Raw genomic sequence first — 19634 nt, forward strand, 5'->3', positions numbered from 1 at the left:
CACCTTATCAGAATTTATAATCAAGACCGATACCAAATACTTTATTGGTACGCGAAAAGACATCAGTACCCGGGATAACTTGTCCTGCCAAAGCAGAAATTCCGTTGTAATCACTCCACTTTTTCGTATAATCCTCATAATCAGTCCAAAAATAAGCAATATTCAATTTCAGATTTTTAGCTATATTAAAGCCAGCACCAAAACCGAAAGAATAAGAACTGACAGCAAAACTCATGTCGCTTTGATAACTATCTTCCACACCATATTTAGTACGTTGCATACCGGCACTAATCTGTGCCCATTTGCATACATCCCATTCTATACCGGCCAAATATTCATTAGTACCTTTATCTATAAAATGTTGTTTTCCGGTTCTTTCGCCGGTAATAAGATTAGTAGCATCAGCCATCTTGGCATGGGTATCGAAAAAATGATGATAACCTACAGAAGCACGGAGTACAGGAAGAATCTCATAAGAAACGCCAACTGTCAACAGACTCGGGATATCATGAGGAGTATTTACACCGGGAGCAAATAGCTTAGTATCATCCACACGGGTCTTATTCTCCACATTCAATTTGGTATTAAACTCATATTTCACACCTACATTCCATTTACCCATCTTGAAATCAGCACCGATGATAGGTGTTACTCCCCAACCGGTCTGATCGCAATCCAAATATTTGTCTTGAGTTTGCCCTGCATAATCGGTAGCCATTGCCGCCGCAGCTGCATATTTTTTAGCAGCTTCCGGTTGGCCGGCAACTTCCGCCGCCGCTGCCAATTTATTGAACTGATCCGCATAAGCAGCAAACGTCTGATTCAGATTTACCATTTTATCGCCGATATTAGCTTGAATATCACGAATATGTCCTTCATACCCATTACTTACATAATTCATACGAAGCCCACCAAAAACAGATAAATAATCCGTTATCTTATAAGTGGCACCCAATTGAACACCGAAAATCATTTGCTTTCCACGCATATAACTATCTACAGAATACCTGTCCGTATTTGCAAATGGATTTTCAGGAAGCAGCCCTCCGTTCACTAAACCTGCTCCGGCCGCTTTCATAGCCATTGGAATAACAGATACTTGTGATTCAAAAGAACCAAGCCCTTCATTAAAAGTAGCCTTTCCGCCACCGCCTGTTACTGCAAAACTTCCGGAAAACGCCCAATCGCCTTTCTTATAAACAGCAAACACACTGGGAACAAATGGAGCTGATGCTTCTCCTTTATATACTTTTGTCGCATTCCCGCCGAATCCGGCAAAAGGAGCAAATGTGGAGGTAATCGTTCTCGTCTGAAATGCGCTCTGACCATTAAAAGAGAGATGAAATCCGTCTTCCATAAAAGCCAGACCGGCAGGATTGGAATATACTGCATCAATATCTGTTGAAGCATCACGAGCCAACATTCTCAAAAATAAAACATGTTGATTGGTATTTGTCAGGAGACCTCCCGCAAAAGTTGGAATTGAAACGATCAGCAACACAATGCTAATCAAGGATAATTTTCTCATCTAAATCTTTTTTAAGTTATTTCGGCCGCAAAGGTACAACAATATTGCACATAAGAATTATATTTGTGCATTTATTTTCATTTCAAGAGCCAAATTAGTAGAAAGTACAAACTGTTTCTAATGAAACAAAATCATAAGATACGCATCAAAGACGTGTCGATAATCGAAACAATCCTCCCTACATAAGTGTTTATTATATAAACTAAAAACAGAAAATTATGGCATATACAATTGCATTTTTCGGAACTAAACCTTATGATGAAGCTTCATTCAATGAGAAAAACAAAGAATTCGGATTCGAGATACGTTATTTCAAAGGACATCTGAATAAAAATAATGTGTTATTGACACAAGGGGTCGATGCCGTCTGTATCTTTGTTAACGATACGGCCGATGCAGAGGTAATCAGTACACTGGCTGCCAATGGTGTGAAACTCTTAGCATTGAGATGTGCCGGATATAATAATGTGGATATCGATGCAGCCGTTGCCAATGGAATAACCGTAGTACGTGTGCCGGCATATTCTCCCTATGCCGTAGCAGAATACACCGTAGCCCTCATGTTATCGCTCAATCGCAAAATCCCACGCGCTTCCTGGCGTACACGCGACGGAAACTTCTCTCTACACGGCCTCATGGGATTCGATATGCATGGAAAAACAGCAGGAATCATCGGTACGGGAAAAATCGCTAAGATACTTATCCACATTCTACGCGGGTTCGGCATGAACATACTGGCATACGACGTATATCCGGACTATAATTTCGCCCGTGAAAATCAAGTGGTATACACTTCGCTGGACGAACTCTATCATAGCGCAGACATCATTTCGCTACACTGCCCGCTCACCGAACAGACTAAATATCTCATCAATGACTACTCCATCAGTAAGATGAAAGACGGAGTGATGATTATCAATACCGGACGCGGACAACTGATCCACACGAATGCCCTTATCGAAGGATTGAAAAATAAAAAGATCGGTTCTGCCGGACTGGATGTATACGAAGAAGAAGGTGAATATTTTTACGAAGACAAATCAGACAGGATCATTGATGACGATGTACTGGCCCGTTTGTTATCGTTCAACAATGTGATCGTCACTTCCCACCAAGCCTTTTTCACCAAAGAAGCATTGGGAAATATCGCCACCACCACTTTACAGAATATCCGCGATTTTATAAATCATAAACCCTTGCTAAATGAAGTGAAGAAATAGAACCTTTCCCTCTCCCGAAATGTTAACAGCATATATAAACCCATAAAACAAAAGAGAAATTATGAAAAAGGTAATACATAAAGCAGATACTCGCGGACGTTCACTTTACGATTGGCTGGACAGTCATCATACATTCAGTTTTGACGAATACTTCGATTCGGAACGTATCAACTTCGGTGCGCTTCGCGTATTGAATGATGACCGCGTTGCACCGGGAAAAGGATTCCAGACGCATCCTCACAAAAACATGGAAATTGTCTCCATCCCCCTGAGAGGAAAGTTGGAACATGGAGACAGCAAAAAGAACAGCCGTGTCATTACTGTGGGAGACATTCAGGTGATGAGTGCCGGAACAGGAATTTTCCATAGTGAAATAAACGGTAGCACCACGGAACCGGTAGAATTCTTACAAATATGGATTATGCCACGCGAACGAAACACACACCCAGCCTACAATGATTACAGCATCCGTGAACTGGAACGTAAAAACGAACTGGTACCAATTGTTTCGCCCGATGGCAGTACGCCTGCCTCATTGCTACAAGACACCTGGTTTTCTATCGGAAAAGTGGAAGCCGGCAAAAAATTAGGTTATCACATGCATCAGACTCACGGCGACGTATACATTTTCCTGATCGAAGGAGAAATTGTTGTAGACGGCACTGTATTGAAACGTCGTGATGGCATGGGAGTGTACGAAACAAACAGCTTTGAAATCGAAACATTAAAAGATTCCCATATCTTATTGATAGAAGTCCCGATGTAAAGCATTCATTTAATAGAAATTATGAAAATCAATCTCGCCGGTATCCGGCAAGAATATACAAAAGGCGGATTAGGGGAAAGCGAACTCCCTGATGATCCGCTTTTATTGTTCAGTCAATGGCTCCAAGAGGCCATTAATGCCCAAGTAAACGAACCTACGGCAATGATCGTAGGCACGGTATCACCCGAAGGCCAGCCGTCTACCCGCACTGTATTACTGAAAGATATACACGATGGCAAGTTTATATTCTACACTAATTATGAAAGTCGCAAGGGAAAGCAACTCGCAAAAAATCCGCATATATCACTCTCTTTTGTCTGGCATCCATTAGAAAGACAGGTGCACATAGAAGGAACTGCCGGTAAAGTTCCAGCTCACGAGTCGGACGAATATTTTAAAACCCGCCCGTATAAAAGCCGTATCGGAGCACGCATATCTCCGCAAAGCCGCCCAATCGGCAGCCGGATGCAACTTATACGGAGTTTCGTAACAGAAGCCACCCAATGGATCGGGAAAGAGATAGAACGTCCACAGGAATGGGGTGGATATGCGGTTACTCCCACTCGGATAGAATTCTGGCAAGGCAGGCCCAACCGTTTACACGACCGCTTCTTATACAGTCTGCAAAAAGACGGAAATTGGAAAGTAGAACGCCTTGCCCCTTGATTTTCCTGTTTTTTCTTGTCCGTCACAAGAAGAATATGTAATATTGCATCTCTAAACCATTAGCCTATGAAACTGGATTATATCTACCATAGCGGATTCGCCATCGAAGCCGAAGGGGTAACTATCATCATCGATTACTACAAAGACTCATCGGAAACCATACGAAATCAAGGCATCGTACACGACTGCCTGCTACAAAAACCCGGTAAGCTGTACGTACTTTCCACTCATTTCCATCCCGATCACTTCAACCGTGAAATATTGACGTGGAAAGAACAGCGCCCGGACATCATATATCTCTTTTCAAAAGATATCCTGAAGCATCGTCGCGCCAATCCGGAAGACGCCATATATATAAATAAAGGAGAATCCTACGAAGACGACAATTTACGTATCGATGCATTCGGCTCTACAGATGTCGGCATTTCTTTTCTTATCCATTTACAAGGGATGAGCATATTCCATGCCGGCGATCTCAACAACTGGCATTGGAGTGAAGAATCGACCGAACAAGAAATACGTAAAGCCAACGGAGATTTCTTGGCAGAAGTCAAGTACCTTAAACAACAAATTTCCGCCATCGATCTCGTTATGTTTCCGGTGGACCGGCGAATGGGAAAAGATTATATGAAAGGTGCCGAACAATTCATCGAACAAATAAAAACTACTATATTTGTACCCATGCACTTCAGCGAAGATTATGAAGGCGGCAACGCCTTCCGGAGTGTAGCCGAAGCGAATGGATGCCGCTTCATCAGCATCACTCACCGGGGCGAAACATTTGATATTACTAAATAAAACATAGAATTATGAACAGATTGACACAACTTTTTTTTGTATTGTTCCTTCTATGCCTGCCGGTGAGCGTAATGGCACAGAAAGATAAAAACGATGACAGCAAATATCTCGCAGGTGCAGTTCCCGAAGTGGATGGCAAAGTAGTATTCTCCAAAGAGTTCAATATTCCCGGAATGTCACAAGATGAGATATTCGACCGAATGATGAAATGGATGGAAACAAGGCTCAAAGAGAACAAAAACCAAGGAAGTCGAGTTGCTTATTCGGACAAAGAGAAAGGAATAATTGCAGGCGTAGGCGAAGAATGGATCGTATTCAAGTCAAGTGCCCTGTCGCTGGACCGTACTTGGGTAAACTATCAGATCACCGTCACCTGCAAACCGGAAAAGTGTTTTATGGAGGTGGAAAAAATACGTTTCACTTATGGCGAAAACGAGAAGTATACAGCAGAGGATTGGATTTCCGATAAATACGCACTCAATAAGGCAAAAACAAAATTAATACGCGGACTGGCCAAATGGCGTAGAAAAACCGTTGACTTTGCCGATAATCTGTTTACCGGTGCAGCCCAAGCATTAGGAGCCGCAGGAGTTGCAACCGAACCGGTTATACAACCGGGCAAACAAGCGGTAATCACCCCCGGACCGGTAGTTATTACTCCAGCCAATCCTGTAATAGCAACCGATCCTTCCGTAAACAATAATCCATCAGCTGCCAATGTACCCGGCTACAAAGAAATAACTCCCGACCAAATACCGGCTAACGCCATCCAAATGGGAGCGGGAAACTTGGTTGTCGCTATCGGTAAGGATGCTTTCAATATGACTATGATGACAGCCAATGCCGGAGGTTCTTTAGGAAAAATGAATGGTAAACCTGTTGTTTTCACCATATTCTCTCCGGAACAATCTTATGAACAAATAGAAAAGGCAGATACTTATTCCGTAAGATTCTATCCTACGAATCAATCTGAACCATCTATAATACTTGAATGTAAAAAGCTTCCGTCGCAAACTCCAATGGAGGGACAGCCACGTACTTATATAGGGGAAATTGTGAAAGCTTGGATTAAATAATTATTCAATGTGCCAATATGTCAATGTGCCAATTGGCTGCGCCATTATGCCGCATGGTAAATTGGCACATTGGTATATTGGCACATTCATTCATTATTAAATTTTACATCATGGAAATAAAAAGTAGATTTGACCATTTCAACATCAACGTCACCAATCTGGAACGCAGCATTACCTTTTACGAAAAAGCGCTCGGACTAAAAGAACACCATCGGAAAGAAGCTTCTGACGGTTCATTCATTCTGGTATATCTGACAGATAACGAAACTGGATTTCTATTGGAGCTCACTTGGTTGAAAGACCATTCAGAACCCTATGAATTAGGAGAGAATGAAAGTCATTTATGTTTTCGCGTAGCAGGAAACTATGATGCTGTCCGCCAATACCACAAAGAAATGAACTGTGTATGCTTTGAAAATACCGCAATGGGCCTATATTTCATTAACGATCCGGATGATTACTGGATTGAGATATTACCGCAAAAACAGTAATAAATAAAGCCTCTCCCCAGCCCTCTCCGTGGGAGAGGGAGTACAGATACTACTGTTTATTAATCAGTTACAATACTAACTTAGCTCCCTCTCCCACGGAGAGGGTTGGGGAGAGGCTTCATTTTTATCACTATTTTTTGTGCCTGTTCGCCCTCTTTCTCCTTATCTCCGCTTTCATTTTGGCTGCACCGGAGCCGTGCAATCCTTTGATATAAGTCGCTTTTTTCGCTTTCGTCTTTACTTTCTTCTCATCCTGTTTCGGACCGTCTTTCTTACCCTTAAAAACGATTCCACCCATCATTGCATCTTCTAAGCTCATAATCTAACTTCTTTATTTCATAATTTTCTGTGTACAAAGATAATCCTTTTCTACGAATTATCTATCTTTGCCCCCTCAACAACAAATAATGACCTGATGGAAACAAGCATACTAACGGCCGATAAGGATCCGATGGGTACCGCCATAGCCGATTACTTCAATCATCATAAAGCCGACCGCTTACGTGTTTTTTCTTCACAGTTTGATGAAGATGAAATACCTGTCGGGCAACTCTTCCGTAATATAAAAACGATGCCAATGCTCGAGCGTACAGCTCTGCAATTAGCCACAGGAAAGATTTTAGATGTGGGAGCCGGAAGTGGCTGTCATGCTCTGGCCCTTCAGGAAATGGATAAAGAAGTATGTGCCATCGATATTTCTCCGCTGTCGGTAGAAGTCATGAAGCAGCGCGGAGTCAATGACGCCCGCTTAGTCAATCTGTTTGATGAACAATTTACCGGGCAATTTGATACCATTTTAATGTTGATGAATGGTTCAGGCATTATTGGTAGACTGGAAAACATGCCCGCTTTCTTTAAAAAGATGAAACAGTTACTCCGCCCGGGAGGGTGTATCTTGATGGATTCGAGTGACCTGCGTTATTTATTTGAAGATGAAGACGGTAGTTTTGAAATAGATCTTGCCGGAGATTATTATGGAGAAATAGATTTCCAAATGCAATATAAAGCGATCAAAGGTACACCGTTCGATTGGCTGTATGTAGATTTTCAAACACTTAGCCTCTATGCTGCCGAATGTGGATTTAACGCAGAAATCATAAAGAAAGGGAAACATTATGATTATCTGGCGAAACTTTTTTAAAGCCTCTCCCCAACCCTCTCCGTGGGAGAGGGAGCTAAGTTAGTATTGTAACTGATTAATAAACAGGAGTATCTGTACTCCCTCTCCCACGGAGAGGGTTGGGGAGAGGCTTTAAAAAGGAAACAGCAACGGCAATGCAAATACCATCACGATTCCCATTATCACCTGTAGCGGTAATCCTACTTTTATATAATCCATAAATGTATATTGCCCAGCCGGCATTACCAGTGCATTGGGAGGAGTCGAAAAAGGAGAAGCAAAACACATACTGGCAGCTACCGTAACGGCAAACAAGAACGGAACCGGGCTGACTCCTATCTGCAATGCGCTCTGCAATGCAATAGGCGCCATCAAGACGGCAGTTACCGTATTACTGATAAACATAGTCATCAATGAAGTGGTGAAATAAATACCCGCCATCAATACAATCGGACCATAACTTCCCAATCCGGTAACAAGACTATTAGATATATATTCCGAAGCACCTGTTTTCTCCAAAGCAAGAGACATCGGGAGCATACCGGCAAACAGTACGATCGTTTCCCAGTTGATCGTTTTATAAGCCGCTTCCACATTACGGAAACAACCGGTAATCACCATTAATACACCGGCTATCATCACAGCCGTAACGGGAGCAACCGGAATAAAATCAAATACCATCATGACTACCATCAACACCATAATAGCAGCAGCTACCGGTGCTTTGTAATCCAACGTCACTTTGGCAGCCTCATTCAGAGGTTGTCCCAATACCACCCAATCGGCGTCCTCTTTACTAAGTCGTGCTATATCTTGCCAGGTTCCCTGTACCAGCAGCACATCGCCACTATGCATTTTCTCATTACCCAAATCCTGCAAAATATACTCTTTCTTACGCCGGATACCCAATACATTCACATTAAACTTCCCACGCAAATCCGCATCCTTCACAGTACGATTGGCTAAATTGGACGAAGGCATCAAAACGATTTCCGCTATGCCGATATCATAAAAGTCCAATGAATTATTGGCCTTTGCCGCCTCTTCGGTAGTATGCCCGTCCAGCATTTCCAACAGGTAATCTTCTGCAAAACGCTCTACACTCTCCACTTCTCCGGTAACATAGAGAACATCCTGTTCTTGCATCACAGTATCGGGTTCGGCCAGTTTTTGTGTAATCGTTTTCAGAAAACGGTTTTGAGAAATATCGCCACGGCGCACCTCCAATATGTTCAACCCATATTTGCGCCGTACATCAAGGTCGATGATTGTTTTACCGACCAATAATGAGGACGTATCGGCACGTAAACGAAACAGATTACTGGATAAGCCATACTCTTTCACCAACTGGTTCAGAGATTTTCCGGAAGCATTAACCTCCTGTATTTTCCCTTTCTTGGAAAGGAACCATTTGGTGAGGGGCATCAATACAAGTGTACCTATCGTCACACAAATAAGACCTACGGGTAAGAAAGAGAAAAAAGACAAAGGTTCAAATCCCGCACTGGTCAACGCATTCTGAATGACAAGGTTCGGTGGTGTACCGATCAGAGTCATCATACCTCCCATACTGCTTGCAAACGCTAAAGGCATAAGCAACCGGCTGGGATTCATACCGGCACTAACTGCCAGACTTACCACAATAGGAAGCATCAATGCCACCGTACCGGTATTACTTACAAAAGCACCGATAGCAGAAGTCACGAGCATCACCAACAAAAAAAGTCGCAACTCACTCTTGCCTGCAAGCTTCAATATTTTGCTACTTATCATCTTTGCCAATCCTGTCTGAAAAATGGCTCCACCAACCACAAACAAACCGACCATCATAATCACTACCGAATTGGAAAAACCGGAAAGCGCCTCTTCCGGTGTTAATATCTGAAAAATAAGAAGAGAAATCAAGGCACAGAGGGCCACTAAGTCAGAGCGTACCTTGCCACTCATGAAGAAGACGGCAGACAGTACCAAAATAATAAGAGTTATAACCATAAAATAATAGGGTAATTGATAATAACAGATATTGAAATTCTCACATACACAAAATAAAAAGCAAAAAGCCGGCATTTACCGGCCTCTTACCATAAATATCACTTTTTCAACATTTCGTCGATTTGCCGAACCAATGAAGCAAATTCTTCTTCATTATACAAACGGGTCAGTTTAACTATCTTTCCTTCACGGTCTATCAACACATTACGTGTAATTCCGGAATTACGCAAAGCATATTTTGCAAAAATATCAGCACCCGGATCCAGTCCCAAAGGATAAGTGACCCCGGTGGTTTTTGCAAAAGCAAGCACTTTGTCCAAAGGTTCGTCACGGTCGATACCGATCAGTGCAAACTCAGGATTATTCTTATGTTTCAGCCAGATATCCTTTTCAATAAAAGGCATCTCTTTACGACAGACTCCACACCAACTGGCAGTAAACTGCAACATTACCACTTTCCCGCGAAGTGCCGAAAGACTCACTGATTTTCCATCCGTCAATGTCACGGTAAAGTCGGGCGCCATATTCCCTACCTTCACAATATATCCCGTACTGTCAGCCTGCAAAGCTGTCTCATTTTCCATAACTACTGCCACACTATCAGCCGCAGCAGATTCTCCCTTATTTATTTTTCCCTGTCCGGTACAAGCAATATTGCCCGCCGTCAATAATGCCAGACAGCAAACTTTAAAAAAAATCTTCTTCATTCCTTTTCTATATAATATATTGATTTGCAAAAGTAAACAAATCATGTGACTTATCAAAACAGCCTGTCCAAAGTATTTTTTCAAATTCCACTTTTGGAAAAATCAAAAGAATTACTACCTTTGCACCCGCAAAACCCCAAAATGCCTCTTTAGCTCAGTTGGCCAGAGCACGTGATTTGTAATCTCGGGGTCGTTGGTTCGAATCCGACAAGAGGCTCACCAATCTACAAGCATTTTCCGAAATTCGGGAAATGCTTTTTCATTTCCCGCAATTATTTCTATCTGCGCATCTTTTCAAATCCACGTTTATAGAATAAGAAATACAAAATCCACCCGATATGTTCATTCAGAAAAACAATTTCCTGCTTTTTTATGTCTGTTTTTTGTTTTAACTGAGACAACACTAAAACCCAACATTATGGAAAAAGTAAAAATTGGAGAAAACTCAAGAAAAGTATGGCATGTGCTCAATGAAATGAAAAGAATCTCAATACAGGAGCTCTGTTCAAGAACCAATCTGGCTATTGAGGATGCCATGTTAGCCATCGGATGGTTAGCACGGGAAAATAGTATATTCATCGAAAAAAGAGAAAATACTATTTATCTTAGTAACGGTTCGGAGTATCACTTCTGTTTCGGATAAGAAGAAGCGGCAAGCCTCTCCCCAACCCTCCCCGTGGAAGAGGAAGCTAAGTTAGTTTTGTAACTGATTAATAAACAAGAGTATCTGTACTCCCTCTCCCACGGAGAGGATTGGGGATAGGCTTTAAACTAATTAACAATGTTAACAGGAAAATAAGCCATCCATTTCTCATAGAATAAGAGTATATACTATTAAGGTGTAAAAGTATATACTTTATGTATCCAAAAGTATATATTTAACTCTCTATTAAATACATACTCTTGGCCAATAAAGTTGCATTCCTATATTCCTTTGGAAATAAGCAACATAACCAATACTATCCGGCAATCAAAACGGATAATTATCATTCGCATACCCTAAAGGCCATCACTGATAATTGCGATTTTACTAAGTTGTCTTAAAACAGAGAAGCTACAACCGTTTCAACCGGTAACCAGACTAATATTAGCCGCTATCTCACAAAAAACTCTCCGCTTATCTTTAAATATAAAAAAAATGAGTAATTTTGCACGCCATAAAACAAGAAATATTATGGCTATTTATGTAGAAGAAGTTTCCAGAACTTTTGGTGAATATTTACTTATTCCCGGTCTTACTACCAAACAGTGTGTACCTTCTAATGTTTCGCTACGAACACCATTGGTAAAGTACAATCTCGGTACACAATCAGCAATTGAATTGAACATTCCTTTCGTTTCGGCAATTATGCAATCAGTATCAGGCCCCGAATTGGCCATCGAACTGGCACGTAACGGAGGTCTCTCTTTCATTTTCGGTTCACAACCCATCGCCAGCCAGGCTGAGATGGTTCGGAAGGTCAAAAAGTTCAAAGCCGGTTTTGTAACCAGTGATTCCAACCTGACTCCGGAACACACATTGGACGATGTACTCCGTTTACTCGCACAGACCGGCCATTCTACTATCGGAATCACCCATGACGGTACTCCGAACGGCAAATTGCTCGGACTCGTCACCAGCCGTGATTACCGTATTTCAAGAGATGCCCGCGACAAAAAGATCAAAGATTTCATGACTCCTTTTGAAAAGCTGATCGTGGGTGAAGTCGGCCTGACTCTCAGTGAAGCCAATCAGATTATCTGGGATCATAAACTCAACACCCTCCCCATAATCGATAAAGATCAAAACTTAGCCTATTTCGTATTTCGCAAAGACTACGACAGCCATAAAGAAAATCCGAACGAAGTATCCAGTCCGGACAAAAAATTATTAGTCGGTGCCGGCATCAACAGTCGCGATTACAAAGACCGCGTACCCGCATTAATTGAAGCCGGAGTAGATGTACTTTGTATTGACTCTTCCGATGGATATTCGGAATGGCAATACGAAACATTGACATGGATTAAAAAAGAGTATGGCAATAAAGTGCTGGTCGGTGCCGGAAATGTTGTCGACAAAGAAGGATTCCAATATTTAGTGGAAGCTGGTGCAGATTTTATCAAAGTAGGTATCGGAGGGGGATCCATCTGCATCACCCGCGAACAGAAAGGCATTGGTCGCGGACAGGCTACCGCCTTGCAAGACGTAGCCAAAGCTCGTGACGAATACAAAGCCCGTACAGGCATATATGTACCTATTTGCAGCGATGGCGGTTTGGTTCAGGACTATCACATGGTACTTGCTTTGGCAATGGGAGCCGATTTCCTGATGATGGGACGTTATTTTGCCCGTTTCGATGAATCACCTACTAAAAAACTTTGTATCAAAAACAACTATGTGAAGGAATATTGGGGTGAAGGTTCCAATCGCGCACAAAATTGGCAACGATATGATATGGGAGGAACGGAATCATTGAAATTTGAAGAAGGAGTAGACAGCTACGTACCTTATGCCGGCAAAATGAAGGACAACCTTGCCGTAACATTAGGCAAGATAAAAGCAACGATGTGTAGCTGCGGCGCCATCAATATCCCTGAATTACAGAAAAATGCTAAAATCACAATGGTTTCTTCAACAAGTATTGTTGAAGGTGGCGCCCATGATGTGATCTTAAAAGAAAAAGCATAATCGCTTTTCGTTCAACGAAAATAACCATAAAGGGTGTCAAAAGTTCGACTTTTGACACCCTTTCCATATTTTGATGCAAAACTTTGCTGAAATCTTGCTTTGTATTAGCAACTGTTTTTCCTAAAAGCTACAAGATGATTCTTATAGCGGACTGAGGTTAATTTTAAGAGGAAAATTGAAACAAGTTCTTAAAATGTCCAGACGGTCATTGCTTAATCACTTTCTTATTACCGACAATATAAAAACCTTTAGGCAATCTTTCAAAGTCTTCAACAGTACCGACACAATAACCGGAAATATTGTATATCCGGTCGTTTTGCAATTTAAGATTATTTATTACATCCTGTATACCGGTAGGAGCCGATTTATAAGTGGTTTTAACAGTTGCAGCTTCCGTATTGATTTTACCTGTCAACCGTACATCAGCCGAACTTGCAGCAACGTAAATATCAACGCTTCCTTCTTCTACATCAAATGTATTCGTCTGTTCATTAAAATAAGACAATTGTTCGTGCTTCAATGGCATTGTGACAGTTTTCGTTTCACCGGGCTCCAATTCTACACGTGCAAATCCGACAAGCTGTTTAAGCGGACGTTCTATACTTGAATTTACATGAGCATATAACTGAACGATTTCCGCACCGGCATACTTGCCCGTATTGGTAATGTCCGCACTAACAATCAACTCCTCTCCTGCCGCGAGCCTGCTCTTGCTAATATTCAATTTTTGATATTCGAATGTGGTATAACTCATACCATATCCAAATGGATAAAGCGGAGTCTTGTCATGATACATATAAGTATATTTTGCATCGCGAATATCATAATTGAGCATACCGTTAGGTAAATCACTCAGCGCATTATACCAAGTAGAAGTCAGTTTACCGGAAGGATTATAATCTCCATACAAAACATCAGCAATCGCTTTTCCTTGTGCCTGCCCACCGTACCAGGCTTCGATAATAGCCGGAACATGCTCCTTAGCCCAATTGATTGTCACGGACGAACAAGTCTGCAACAGCAATATGACGTTCGGATTAGCCGAATAAACAGCTTCCAAAAGTTTTTGTTGGTCACCCGGCAAATTAAGATTAGTGCGGTCATGACTTTCATCGGAAACGGTAAGGTCTGTCCCGGCAGCAAATATAACGACATCCGCCTTGGCAGCTATTTCTTTGGCTCTCTCAAGGTTTGTTTCAGCCGTCCCCGTAACTGCACATCCCTTATAAAGGTAAAGCGGACCGTCCTCTTCAAGCGGATTGTTTGCATTCGGATCATAGAATTTAAACCAGTCCATATTCGCACAATACTTATCCCCGTTTGTTCCGCCTTCAAACTGTACGTACACCTTGTGTACCCCCTTGAATACATTCGGGTCGACTTCCGCAGTCGTTATTTCATACTTACTCCAGTTACCGGTTGCAGGGCATGTGACAGTCGCCTCCGGTGTATCATCTATTTCATCAAGATAGAACTTTACAATGGTCGCATTGTTGTTCTTGGCACCCGAATAAATGTCAACTCTTGATTTTCCTTCTCCCAAATTAATATCATTAAAAGCAACCCAATCGCCATTGAAAATATATCCCAAATTTCCGGCAGACCCGTTAGCTTCATGTGTCAATCGTTTGCTATCCGACGGTACACTTTGTTCCTCACAATCTTCAAACTGTATGGTTCCGTCATTTACCACGTACCCAATCTTTTCAGCAATGCCACCAAACGGAGTAGTTAGCGCCGTTGGTGAACCGGAGTACCCTCCAAGAGTGATTGTATTACCAAAAGGACCGATAACGGCAACACTTTTCGTTTTATCGAGCGGGAGTATATTATTGTCATTTTTCAGCAAAACGATAGCCTCCTGTGCTGCCTTATATGCCAATTGACGGTGCTCTTCACAATCAAGAACATCGTCAGAAATACTTCTCCAAGGAACATTGGAAGCATTGTCAAATTCACCGACAGAGAAACGCGCCTCAAATACTCTTACAAGAGCAGTGTCAAGATCCGCTTCTTGCATATATCCCTTTTCAATCGCTTCTTTACAATAGTCCTGAAAGGTATTTCCGCAATTCAAATCTTCTCCATTCACAATAGATACCGCAGAAGCCTCAGCAGCAGTATTCACAAAATGGTGCCTGTTCGATTGGTAAACATCATCTACCGCACCGCAATCCGAAGTAACAAAGCCGTTGAATCCCCATTCTGTACGTAAAATATCGATAAGCAATTCATGATTAGCACCACAAGGAATACCGTTTAGTGCATTATACGCACTCATGACAGAGCGTACATTGCCCTCCTTAACGGCCATCTCAAAAGCAGGCAGATAATATTCACGTAAGTTACGCGCATCCATATCCGACGATGTACTATGGCGTCCTTTCTCATAATTATTTGCAGCAAAATGCTTGGCTGTCGCTATTGTCTTATAATATTTCGGATCGTCTCCCTGCATACCTTTTATATATTCCACCGCTATTTTTCCCGTCAGGAACGGATCTTCACCATAGTTCTCTTCATCACGTCCCCAACGCGGGTCACGGCTCATATTAATAGTAGGACACCAGTAAATAAGACCTTTATCCTTTGTATTACTATATACACGTGCCTCATCTGATGTAGCCACAGCACAATCGAATATCAACGGTAAATCCCAAGTACTCGACATCGCTTTCGATACCGGGAACGAAGTAGCCAGTCCGGAACGGGCAACACCGTGAATGGCCTCATTCCAATAATTATATCCCTTTATATTCAGACGGGGAATAGCCAATGTCTGATGTCCTACCTGATTGATTTTTTCCTCCAAAGTAAGTAACGACACCAGATTCTTGGCACGTTCGTGAAAACTGAGCGACTCATCTTGAAAGGGATGAGTTTGCGCCATTACGCAACTTGCCACCACAAGTGACACTGCTGTAAGAGTAATTGTTTTTTTCTTCATGGTATTTATATTCATTAATAAATCTATATCAGCAAAATTACCATCCATGAGAAAAATAAAGGTAGAATATCTAATGCGAAAAGAGGAACTTATTTATTAATCCCTCTTTTCGCATAGATATTCCACCATAATAGCGCTTCGTATAATAAGGCATTTACCATATAAACAAATCACTTTCACAAGGCTATTACTTATAAATCCAACGGCAAGGTCATACGTAGCCCCCATTAGCTATGCTATTTAGCATATAAAAGAGTGCGTCTTTTCGGTTGAATGCTTTTAGGAATACAAGATATTTCTCAGAAGAGTTGTTTTTTTATTTATTTGATTCACAAGATTATGATTGAAATTATTAATTTTGCGCATATATACATAAATTTCAGGAAAAGGCACACACTATTACTAACGTATAGCATGATAAAGATATCTGAGTTATACCCATAAACAAGTTAGCACTAATAAAAATGCACTTCAATAAGATTGTACAATAAATATAATTTAAAAATAAAATGAATACAGATTATAGAGTTGGTGATTTGATTTATGACGCAAATATGTATGATGGATTAAACATCTTCTTATCTGACTTGCAATTTTATAAGAAGTGGTTACCTCAAAACAAGAATGCTAAAATACTTGAACTCTGCTGTGGCACAGGCAGGCTTACGATTCCAATCGCAAAAGACGGATACCATATCAGTGGAGTTGATTACACTCCATCAATGCTGAAGCAAGCAAAAATAAAAGCTTTCGAAGCAGGATTAGAGATCAATTTTATTGAAGCAGACATCAGGACATTAAATTTACAAGAGAAATTCGACCTTATCTTTATTCCTTTCAATTCAATCCATCATTTATATAAAAATGAAGATTTATTTAAAGCACTAAAGAGTGTTGAAAATCATCTCAAAAAAGGAGGATTATTTCTGTTAGACTGCTTTAATCCCAATATTCAGTATATTGTCGAAAGCGAAAAAGAACAAAAAGTAATTGCCGAATATACAACCAATGATGGTAGAGAAGTATTGATAAAACAAATAATGCATTATGAAAATGCAACTCAAATGAACCGTATAGAATGGCATTATTTTATAAATGGTGAGTTTCATTCAATTCAAAATATGGATATGAGATTATTTTTCCCTCAGGAATTAGATTCATATCTGAAATGGGCCGGATTTAATATCATCCACAAGTTTGGAAGTTTTGAAGAAGAAGTATTTAAGGACATTTCGGAAAAGCAGATATACGTTCTAACATTCAATCACTGATTCAAAATAGAAAATGAAAACAGATTTCACGATCAGAGTAGCACAACAATCGGACATCGTTGAGCTAAAGGATTTATATAAAAATACCGTACTTGTAATAAACAGGCATGATTATTCACAAGAGGAAGTTGAAGACTGGGCATCGTGCGGAGATGATCTTTCCAAAATAGGAAAGATGATAGAAACTCACTATTTTATTGTTGCCGTTAATCAGCAGTCTCAACTCGTAGGTTTCTCATCCATCACCCCACAAGGATACCTACACTCTATGTTCGTCCACAAAGACTTTCAAGGTAAAGGTATCGCAACTATGCTTTTGGAAGAAATAGAACGATATGCTATTAAAGAAGGGATTATGCGCATTACATCAGAAGTAAGCATAACCGCCCGTCCTTTTTTTGAGAAACAGGGTTACATAGTAGAAGTAGAACAAAAGCGCAGGGCTAATCAGCTTTGTCTGACTAATTACTGGATGGCGAAGAATTTAACAAAATAAAGTATGAATATCCGACAATTAAATCATGAGGAATATGACAAAGCGGTTGCACTATCACTTGATGTATTTACCAAGTGCGGAACAACCGACTTTGACACCAACGGATTAGAAACATTTAAAAAGTTCATCCACAACAAAAAGCTGATGAATGAACTCACTGTTTGCGGAGCTTTTGATAACAATGAGCTTATCGGTATTATCGGGACTAAGCTCAACGGTGCACATATCTCTCTGTTTTTTATAAATCCCGACCATCATCGCAAAGGTATAGGCAGAAAATTGTTCGACTATGCTTATGCAAATCAAATAGCAGACAAAATAACTGTAAATTCTTCATCCTATGCTGTGAGGTTCTACGAAAGTTTAGGCTTTTCAAAAATAAATGAAAAGCAAGAAACCGATGGGCTGAAATACACTCCTATGATAAAATGTACTTCATCTTTAAAAGCTGAGAAACAAGTACTTGAATAATTATACAGGTACTGATAAATATAGAATCTCTCCTTTCCGGAGAGTCTGCTCCATTATAATATAATCTGATATCCAATGATACTCCCTATATGACACATCATAAAGAGTACTGATTCAATATTTGAAGTCTTTTTAAATCTTTTTCTCTACCAAAAAGAGATAAAATTCTTTTTTGCTCTTCAATTGTTGGTATTCTGACAATCATTTTTCCAACTGAAACTTCTCTATATTCTTGTACACAAACAGGTTGCCAAATATTATTCTTCTTGACTTGGAGGTTTCCCATGACCTCTATATCCATTAGAGGAAGATTAAATCTGGCAAAATTAGAGTGAAATAAATCATTCTCTTTGGTTTCAGGGGAAACTTCCATATACGCTTTCAGTAAATATTGCAACTTAGATGCATTCATTTCAGTTGTCAGAATATCAATATCTGATGTTTCTCCTATCTTTATATTCGACAAAATCATAGCAGACGCACCTATAATATAGAACTCTGAACTTATTTCCTGTAATTGAGCAGTTATACCTATGAGGGTTTGAGTTATTTTATCCTTAATATCCATATGTCTACAATTTACTTCTTCTCAAATAACCTGTTAAGCTATGATAGACAAATACCTCTGCAAAGCAGCTATCTCCACTTCAACAACCAACTGCTGAAAGCCTTCCGTCAAATGTTCCGTGTGTGACTTTTCCAATGCCTTGCAATAGTCAATTTTGGCATCATTACTACCCTTCAAGGTAATAACAACGTAGCTATTGAGAAGAAGTATAAATTCGTCAACAGTCGGAAAGCACAACCATTACCGTCAATCTTGCCTGAATAGCAACACTACACTGTCGCCAAATCTTTTATTTCATTTGAGCGCAAGTCCGATAACTTAGCCAAAGGATGATTCGAAATGAATTGCGCTTTTTCCTGCTGTTCCTCATTAAATATCTGTTCCATAACCATAAGACAATTGTAACCTATGGTTAGATTTGATTGTTCCCTATTATACTTTTCCCCTCATAATACTGAACCCTACCTTTCAGTTCATTAATATCCTTCTTGATAGAATCTGTAACAGGTTTCCTGCACATCTACAAGATCAAAGTAATCTAAAGTACCTTCAGGAAGCAAAAAGCGATAACCATTGGAATCCATACTAAATAAATTTGAAGGCAAAAATACTAATTTTAAAATTTACCCCTCAGATTTTTACGTTGACCCCGGAATATTGTAGTGCCACTTCAAGACTTAAAATAAAAAAGCGCTAATTACTTATTTATCAGTAATTAGCGCTTTACTATTGAGGTTCCTGGCGGATTCGAACCGCCGTACATGGTTTTGCAGACCACTGACTAAGCCACTCATCCAAGGAACCTTATTTCCCATTTGCGGTTGCAAAGGTAGTATAAATTTTCAAACT

Annotated in this window: 18 protein-coding genes, 2 tRNA genes and 1 pseudogene; 13 read left to right on the forward strand and 8 right to left on the reverse strand. The window is 40.5% G+C overall.

Annotated features, from left to right (window positions below):
* Positions 1 to 7: 7 nt before the first annotated feature.
* Entirely contained in the window at positions 8 to 1528 is a 1521-nt protein-coding gene (locus tag RB604_RS18595) for an OmpP1/FadL family transporter (RefSeq protein WP_055294171.1), read from the reverse strand.
* A 218-nt stretch (positions 1529 to 1746) separates the two neighbouring features.
* Here RB604_RS18595 and RB604_RS18600 point away from each other — a divergent pair, with 218 nt between their 5' ends.
* From RB604_RS18600 to RB604_RS18625, 6 genes are all read left to right on the forward strand, one after another.
* Positions 1747 to 2748 carry a 2-hydroxyacid dehydrogenase gene (locus tag RB604_RS18600; RefSeq protein WP_005930277.1) on the forward strand — a complete coding sequence of 334 codons (1002 nt, stop codon included), beginning with the start codon at positions 1747 to 1749 and terminating at the stop codon, positions 2746 to 2748.
* A 61-nt stretch (positions 2749 to 2809) separates the two neighbouring features.
* The gene (locus tag RB604_RS18605) at positions 2810 to 3514 is read left to right on the forward strand and encodes a pirin family protein (protein WP_055294173.1); all 705 of its coding nucleotides are present in this window, start codon (positions 2810 to 2812) and stop codon (positions 3512 to 3514) included.
* A gap of 21 nt (positions 3515 to 3535) precedes the next feature.
* On the forward strand, positions 3536 to 4180 hold the full coding sequence (pdxH, locus tag RB604_RS18610; protein ID WP_005930272.1) for a pyridoxamine 5'-phosphate oxidase: 645 nt from the start codon (positions 3536 to 3538) through the stop codon (positions 4178 to 4180).
* A gap of 66 nt (positions 4181 to 4246) precedes the next feature.
* Positions 4247 to 4978 (forward strand): MBL fold metallo-hydrolase, encoded by a 732-nt coding sequence (locus RB604_RS18615; RefSeq protein ID WP_055294175.1) that lies wholly within the window; start codon positions 4247 to 4249, stop codon positions 4976 to 4978.
* An 11-nt stretch (positions 4979 to 4989) separates the two neighbouring features.
* Complete coding sequence (locus RB604_RS18620; RefSeq protein WP_007481690.1) at positions 4990 to 6054, forward strand: DUF4468 domain-containing protein; 1065 nt, start codon at positions 4990 to 4992, stop codon at positions 6052 to 6054.
* Positions 6055 to 6164: 110 nt separating this feature from the next.
* Complete coding sequence (locus tag RB604_RS18625; protein ID WP_005930262.1) at positions 6165 to 6545, forward strand: VOC family protein; 381 nt, start codon at positions 6165 to 6167, stop codon at positions 6543 to 6545.
* A 130-nt stretch (positions 6546 to 6675) separates the two neighbouring features.
* On the opposite strand, the gene RB604_RS18630 is transcribed toward RB604_RS18625, so the two are convergent.
* On the reverse strand, positions 6676 to 6864 hold the full coding sequence (locus tag RB604_RS18630; protein ID WP_021936424.1) for a hypothetical protein: 189 nt from the start codon (positions 6862 to 6864) through the stop codon (positions 6676 to 6678).
* Positions 6865 to 6960: 96 nt separating this feature from the next.
* Here RB604_RS18630 and RB604_RS18635 point away from each other — a divergent pair, with 96 nt between their 5' ends.
* Complete coding sequence (locus tag RB604_RS18635; RefSeq protein ID WP_055294177.1) at positions 6961 to 7686, forward strand: class I SAM-dependent methyltransferase; 726 nt, start codon at positions 6961 to 6963, stop codon at positions 7684 to 7686.
* 111 nt (positions 7687 to 7797) lie between these two features.
* On the opposite strand, the gene RB604_RS18640 is transcribed toward RB604_RS18635, so the two are convergent.
* Together RB604_RS18640 and RB604_RS18645 are read right to left on the reverse strand one after the other, a co-directional pair.
* Complete coding sequence (locus RB604_RS18640) at positions 7798 to 9657, reverse strand: SLC13 family permease (protein WP_055294341.1); 1860 nt, start codon at positions 9655 to 9657, stop codon at positions 7798 to 7800.
* A gap of 98 nt (positions 9658 to 9755) precedes the next feature.
* Positions 9756 to 10364, reverse strand: coding sequence for a TlpA family protein disulfide reductase (locus tag RB604_RS18645; RefSeq protein ID WP_055294343.1), 609 nt, complete (start codon positions 10362 to 10364; stop codon positions 9756 to 9758).
* Positions 10365 to 10507: 143 nt separating this feature from the next.
* Between RB604_RS18645 and RB604_RS18650 the strand changes: the two genes are divergently transcribed.
* The 3 genes from RB604_RS18650 (at position 10508) to RB604_RS18660 (ending at position 13032) form a co-directional block, all read left to right on the forward strand.
* A tRNA-Thr gene (locus RB604_RS18650) sits at positions 10508 to 10581 on the forward strand.
* A gap of 201 nt (positions 10582 to 10782) precedes the next feature.
* On the forward strand, positions 10783 to 11007 hold the full coding sequence (locus RB604_RS18655) for a winged helix-turn-helix domain-containing protein (protein WP_005930250.1): 225 nt from the start codon (positions 10783 to 10785) through the stop codon (positions 11005 to 11007).
* A gap of 531 nt (positions 11008 to 11538) precedes the next feature.
* A complete protein-coding gene (locus RB604_RS18660) occupies positions 11539 to 13032 on the forward strand; it encodes an IMP dehydrogenase (RefSeq protein WP_055294345.1) in 1494 nt (497 codons plus the stop codon).
* 205 nt (positions 13033 to 13237) lie between these two features.
* Here the strand turns inward: RB604_RS18660 and RB604_RS18665 are convergent, their stop codons facing one another.
* Positions 13238 to 15979: a glycoside hydrolase family 3 C-terminal domain-containing protein gene (locus RB604_RS18665; RefSeq protein ID WP_224206283.1), complete on the reverse strand. Its 2742-nt coding sequence runs from the start codon at positions 15977 to 15979 to the stop codon at positions 13238 to 13240.
* 509 nt (positions 15980 to 16488) lie between these two features.
* Between RB604_RS18665 and RB604_RS18670 the strand changes: the two genes are divergently transcribed.
* Genes RB604_RS18670 through RB604_RS18680 form a run of 3 tightly spaced genes read left to right on the forward strand, consistent with a single transcriptional unit; the run spans position 16489 to position 18217 of the window.
* Positions 16489 to 17250: a class I SAM-dependent methyltransferase gene (locus tag RB604_RS18670; RefSeq protein WP_055294179.1), complete on the forward strand. Its 762-nt coding sequence runs from the start codon at positions 16489 to 16491 to the stop codon at positions 17248 to 17250.
* A gap of 13 nt (positions 17251 to 17263) precedes the next feature.
* A complete protein-coding gene (locus tag RB604_RS18675; RefSeq protein ID WP_005930239.1) occupies positions 17264 to 17746 on the forward strand; it encodes a GNAT family N-acetyltransferase in 483 nt (160 codons plus the stop codon).
* Between the two features lie 3 nt (positions 17747 to 17749).
* Positions 17750 to 18217, forward strand: coding sequence for a GNAT family N-acetyltransferase (locus RB604_RS18680; RefSeq protein ID WP_005930237.1), 468 nt, complete (start codon positions 17750 to 17752; stop codon positions 18215 to 18217).
* Between the two features lie 97 nt (positions 18218 to 18314).
* Here RB604_RS18680 and RB604_RS18685 read toward each other — a convergent pair whose 3' ends face one another.
* The 3 genes and pseudogenes from RB604_RS18685 to RB604_RS18695 form a co-directional block, all read right to left on the reverse strand.
* Positions 18315 to 18785 carry a hypothetical protein gene (locus RB604_RS18685; protein ID WP_005930231.1) on the reverse strand — a complete coding sequence of 157 codons (471 nt, stop codon included), beginning with the start codon at positions 18783 to 18785 and terminating at the stop codon, positions 18315 to 18317.
* Between the two features lie 506 nt (positions 18786 to 19291).
* Positions 19292 to 19369, reverse strand: a pseudogene (locus RB604_RS21495) (ISAon1 family transposase N-terminal region protein); the annotation flags it as partial.
* 148 nt (positions 19370 to 19517) lie between these two features.
* Positions 19518 to 19589: transfer RNA gene (locus tag RB604_RS18695), tRNA-Cys, on the reverse strand.
* Positions 19590 to 19634 lie beyond the last annotated feature (45 nt).

This window comes from Bacteroides salyersiae (assembly GCF_031172035.1).
Lineage (GTDB): Bacteria > Bacteroidota > Bacteroidia > Bacteroidales > Bacteroidaceae > Bacteroides > Bacteroides salyersiae.

Bases quoted from the DNA above. Each gene is read 5' to 3' on its own strand.
- RB604_RS18595 (WP_055294171.1), bottom strand. From the start codon at position 1,528: ATGAGAAAATTATCCTTGATTAGCATTGTGTTGCTGATCGTTTCAATT.
- RB604_RS18600 (WP_005930277.1), top strand. From the start codon at position 1,747: ATGGCATATACAATTGCATTTTTCGGAACTAAACCTTATGATGAAGCT.
- RB604_RS18605 (WP_055294173.1), top strand. From the start codon at position 2,810: ATGAAAAAGGTAATACATAAAGCAGATACTCGCGGACGTTCACTTTAC.
- pdxH (WP_005930272.1), top strand. From the start codon at position 3,536: ATGAAAATCAATCTCGCCGGTATCCGGCAAGAATATACAAAAGGCGGA.
- RB604_RS18615 (WP_055294175.1), top strand. From the start codon at position 4,247: ATGAAACTGGATTATATCTACCATAGCGGATTCGCCATCGAAGCCGAA.
- RB604_RS18620 (WP_007481690.1), top strand. From the start codon at position 4,990: ATGAACAGATTGACACAACTTTTTTTTGTATTGTTCCTTCTATGCCTG.
- RB604_RS18625 (WP_005930262.1), top strand. From the start codon at position 6,165: ATGGAAATAAAAAGTAGATTTGACCATTTCAACATCAACGTCACCAAT.
- RB604_RS18630 (WP_021936424.1), bottom strand. From the start codon at position 6,864: ATGAGCTTAGAAGATGCAATGATGGGTGGAATCGTTTTTAAGGGTAAG.
- RB604_RS18635 (WP_055294177.1), top strand. From the start codon at position 6,961: ATGGAAACAAGCATACTAACGGCCGATAAGGATCCGATGGGTACCGCC.
- RB604_RS18640 (WP_055294341.1), bottom strand. From the start codon at position 9,657: ATGGTTATAACTCTTATTATTTTGGTACTGTCTGCCGTCTTCTTCATG.
- RB604_RS18645 (WP_055294343.1), bottom strand. From the start codon at position 10,364: ATGAAGAAGATTTTTTTTAAAGTTTGCTGTCTGGCATTATTGACGGCG.
- RB604_RS18655 (WP_005930250.1), top strand. From the start codon at position 10,783: ATGGAAAAAGTAAAAATTGGAGAAAACTCAAGAAAAGTATGGCATGTG.
- RB604_RS18660 (WP_055294345.1), top strand. From the start codon at position 11,539: ATGGCTATTTATGTAGAAGAAGTTTCCAGAACTTTTGGTGAATATTTA.
- RB604_RS18665 (WP_224206283.1), bottom strand. From the start codon at position 15,979: ATGAAGAAAAAAACAATTACTCTTACAGCAGTGTCACTTGTGGTGGCA.
- RB604_RS18670 (WP_055294179.1), top strand. From the start codon at position 16,489: ATGAATACAGATTATAGAGTTGGTGATTTGATTTATGACGCAAATATG.
- RB604_RS18675 (WP_005930239.1), top strand. From the start codon at position 17,264: ATGAAAACAGATTTCACGATCAGAGTAGCACAACAATCGGACATCGTT.
- RB604_RS18680 (WP_005930237.1), top strand. From the start codon at position 17,750: ATGAATATCCGACAATTAAATCATGAGGAATATGACAAAGCGGTTGCA.
- RB604_RS18685 (WP_005930231.1), bottom strand. From the start codon at position 18,785: ATGGATATTAAGGATAAAATAACTCAAACCCTCATAGGTATAACTGCT.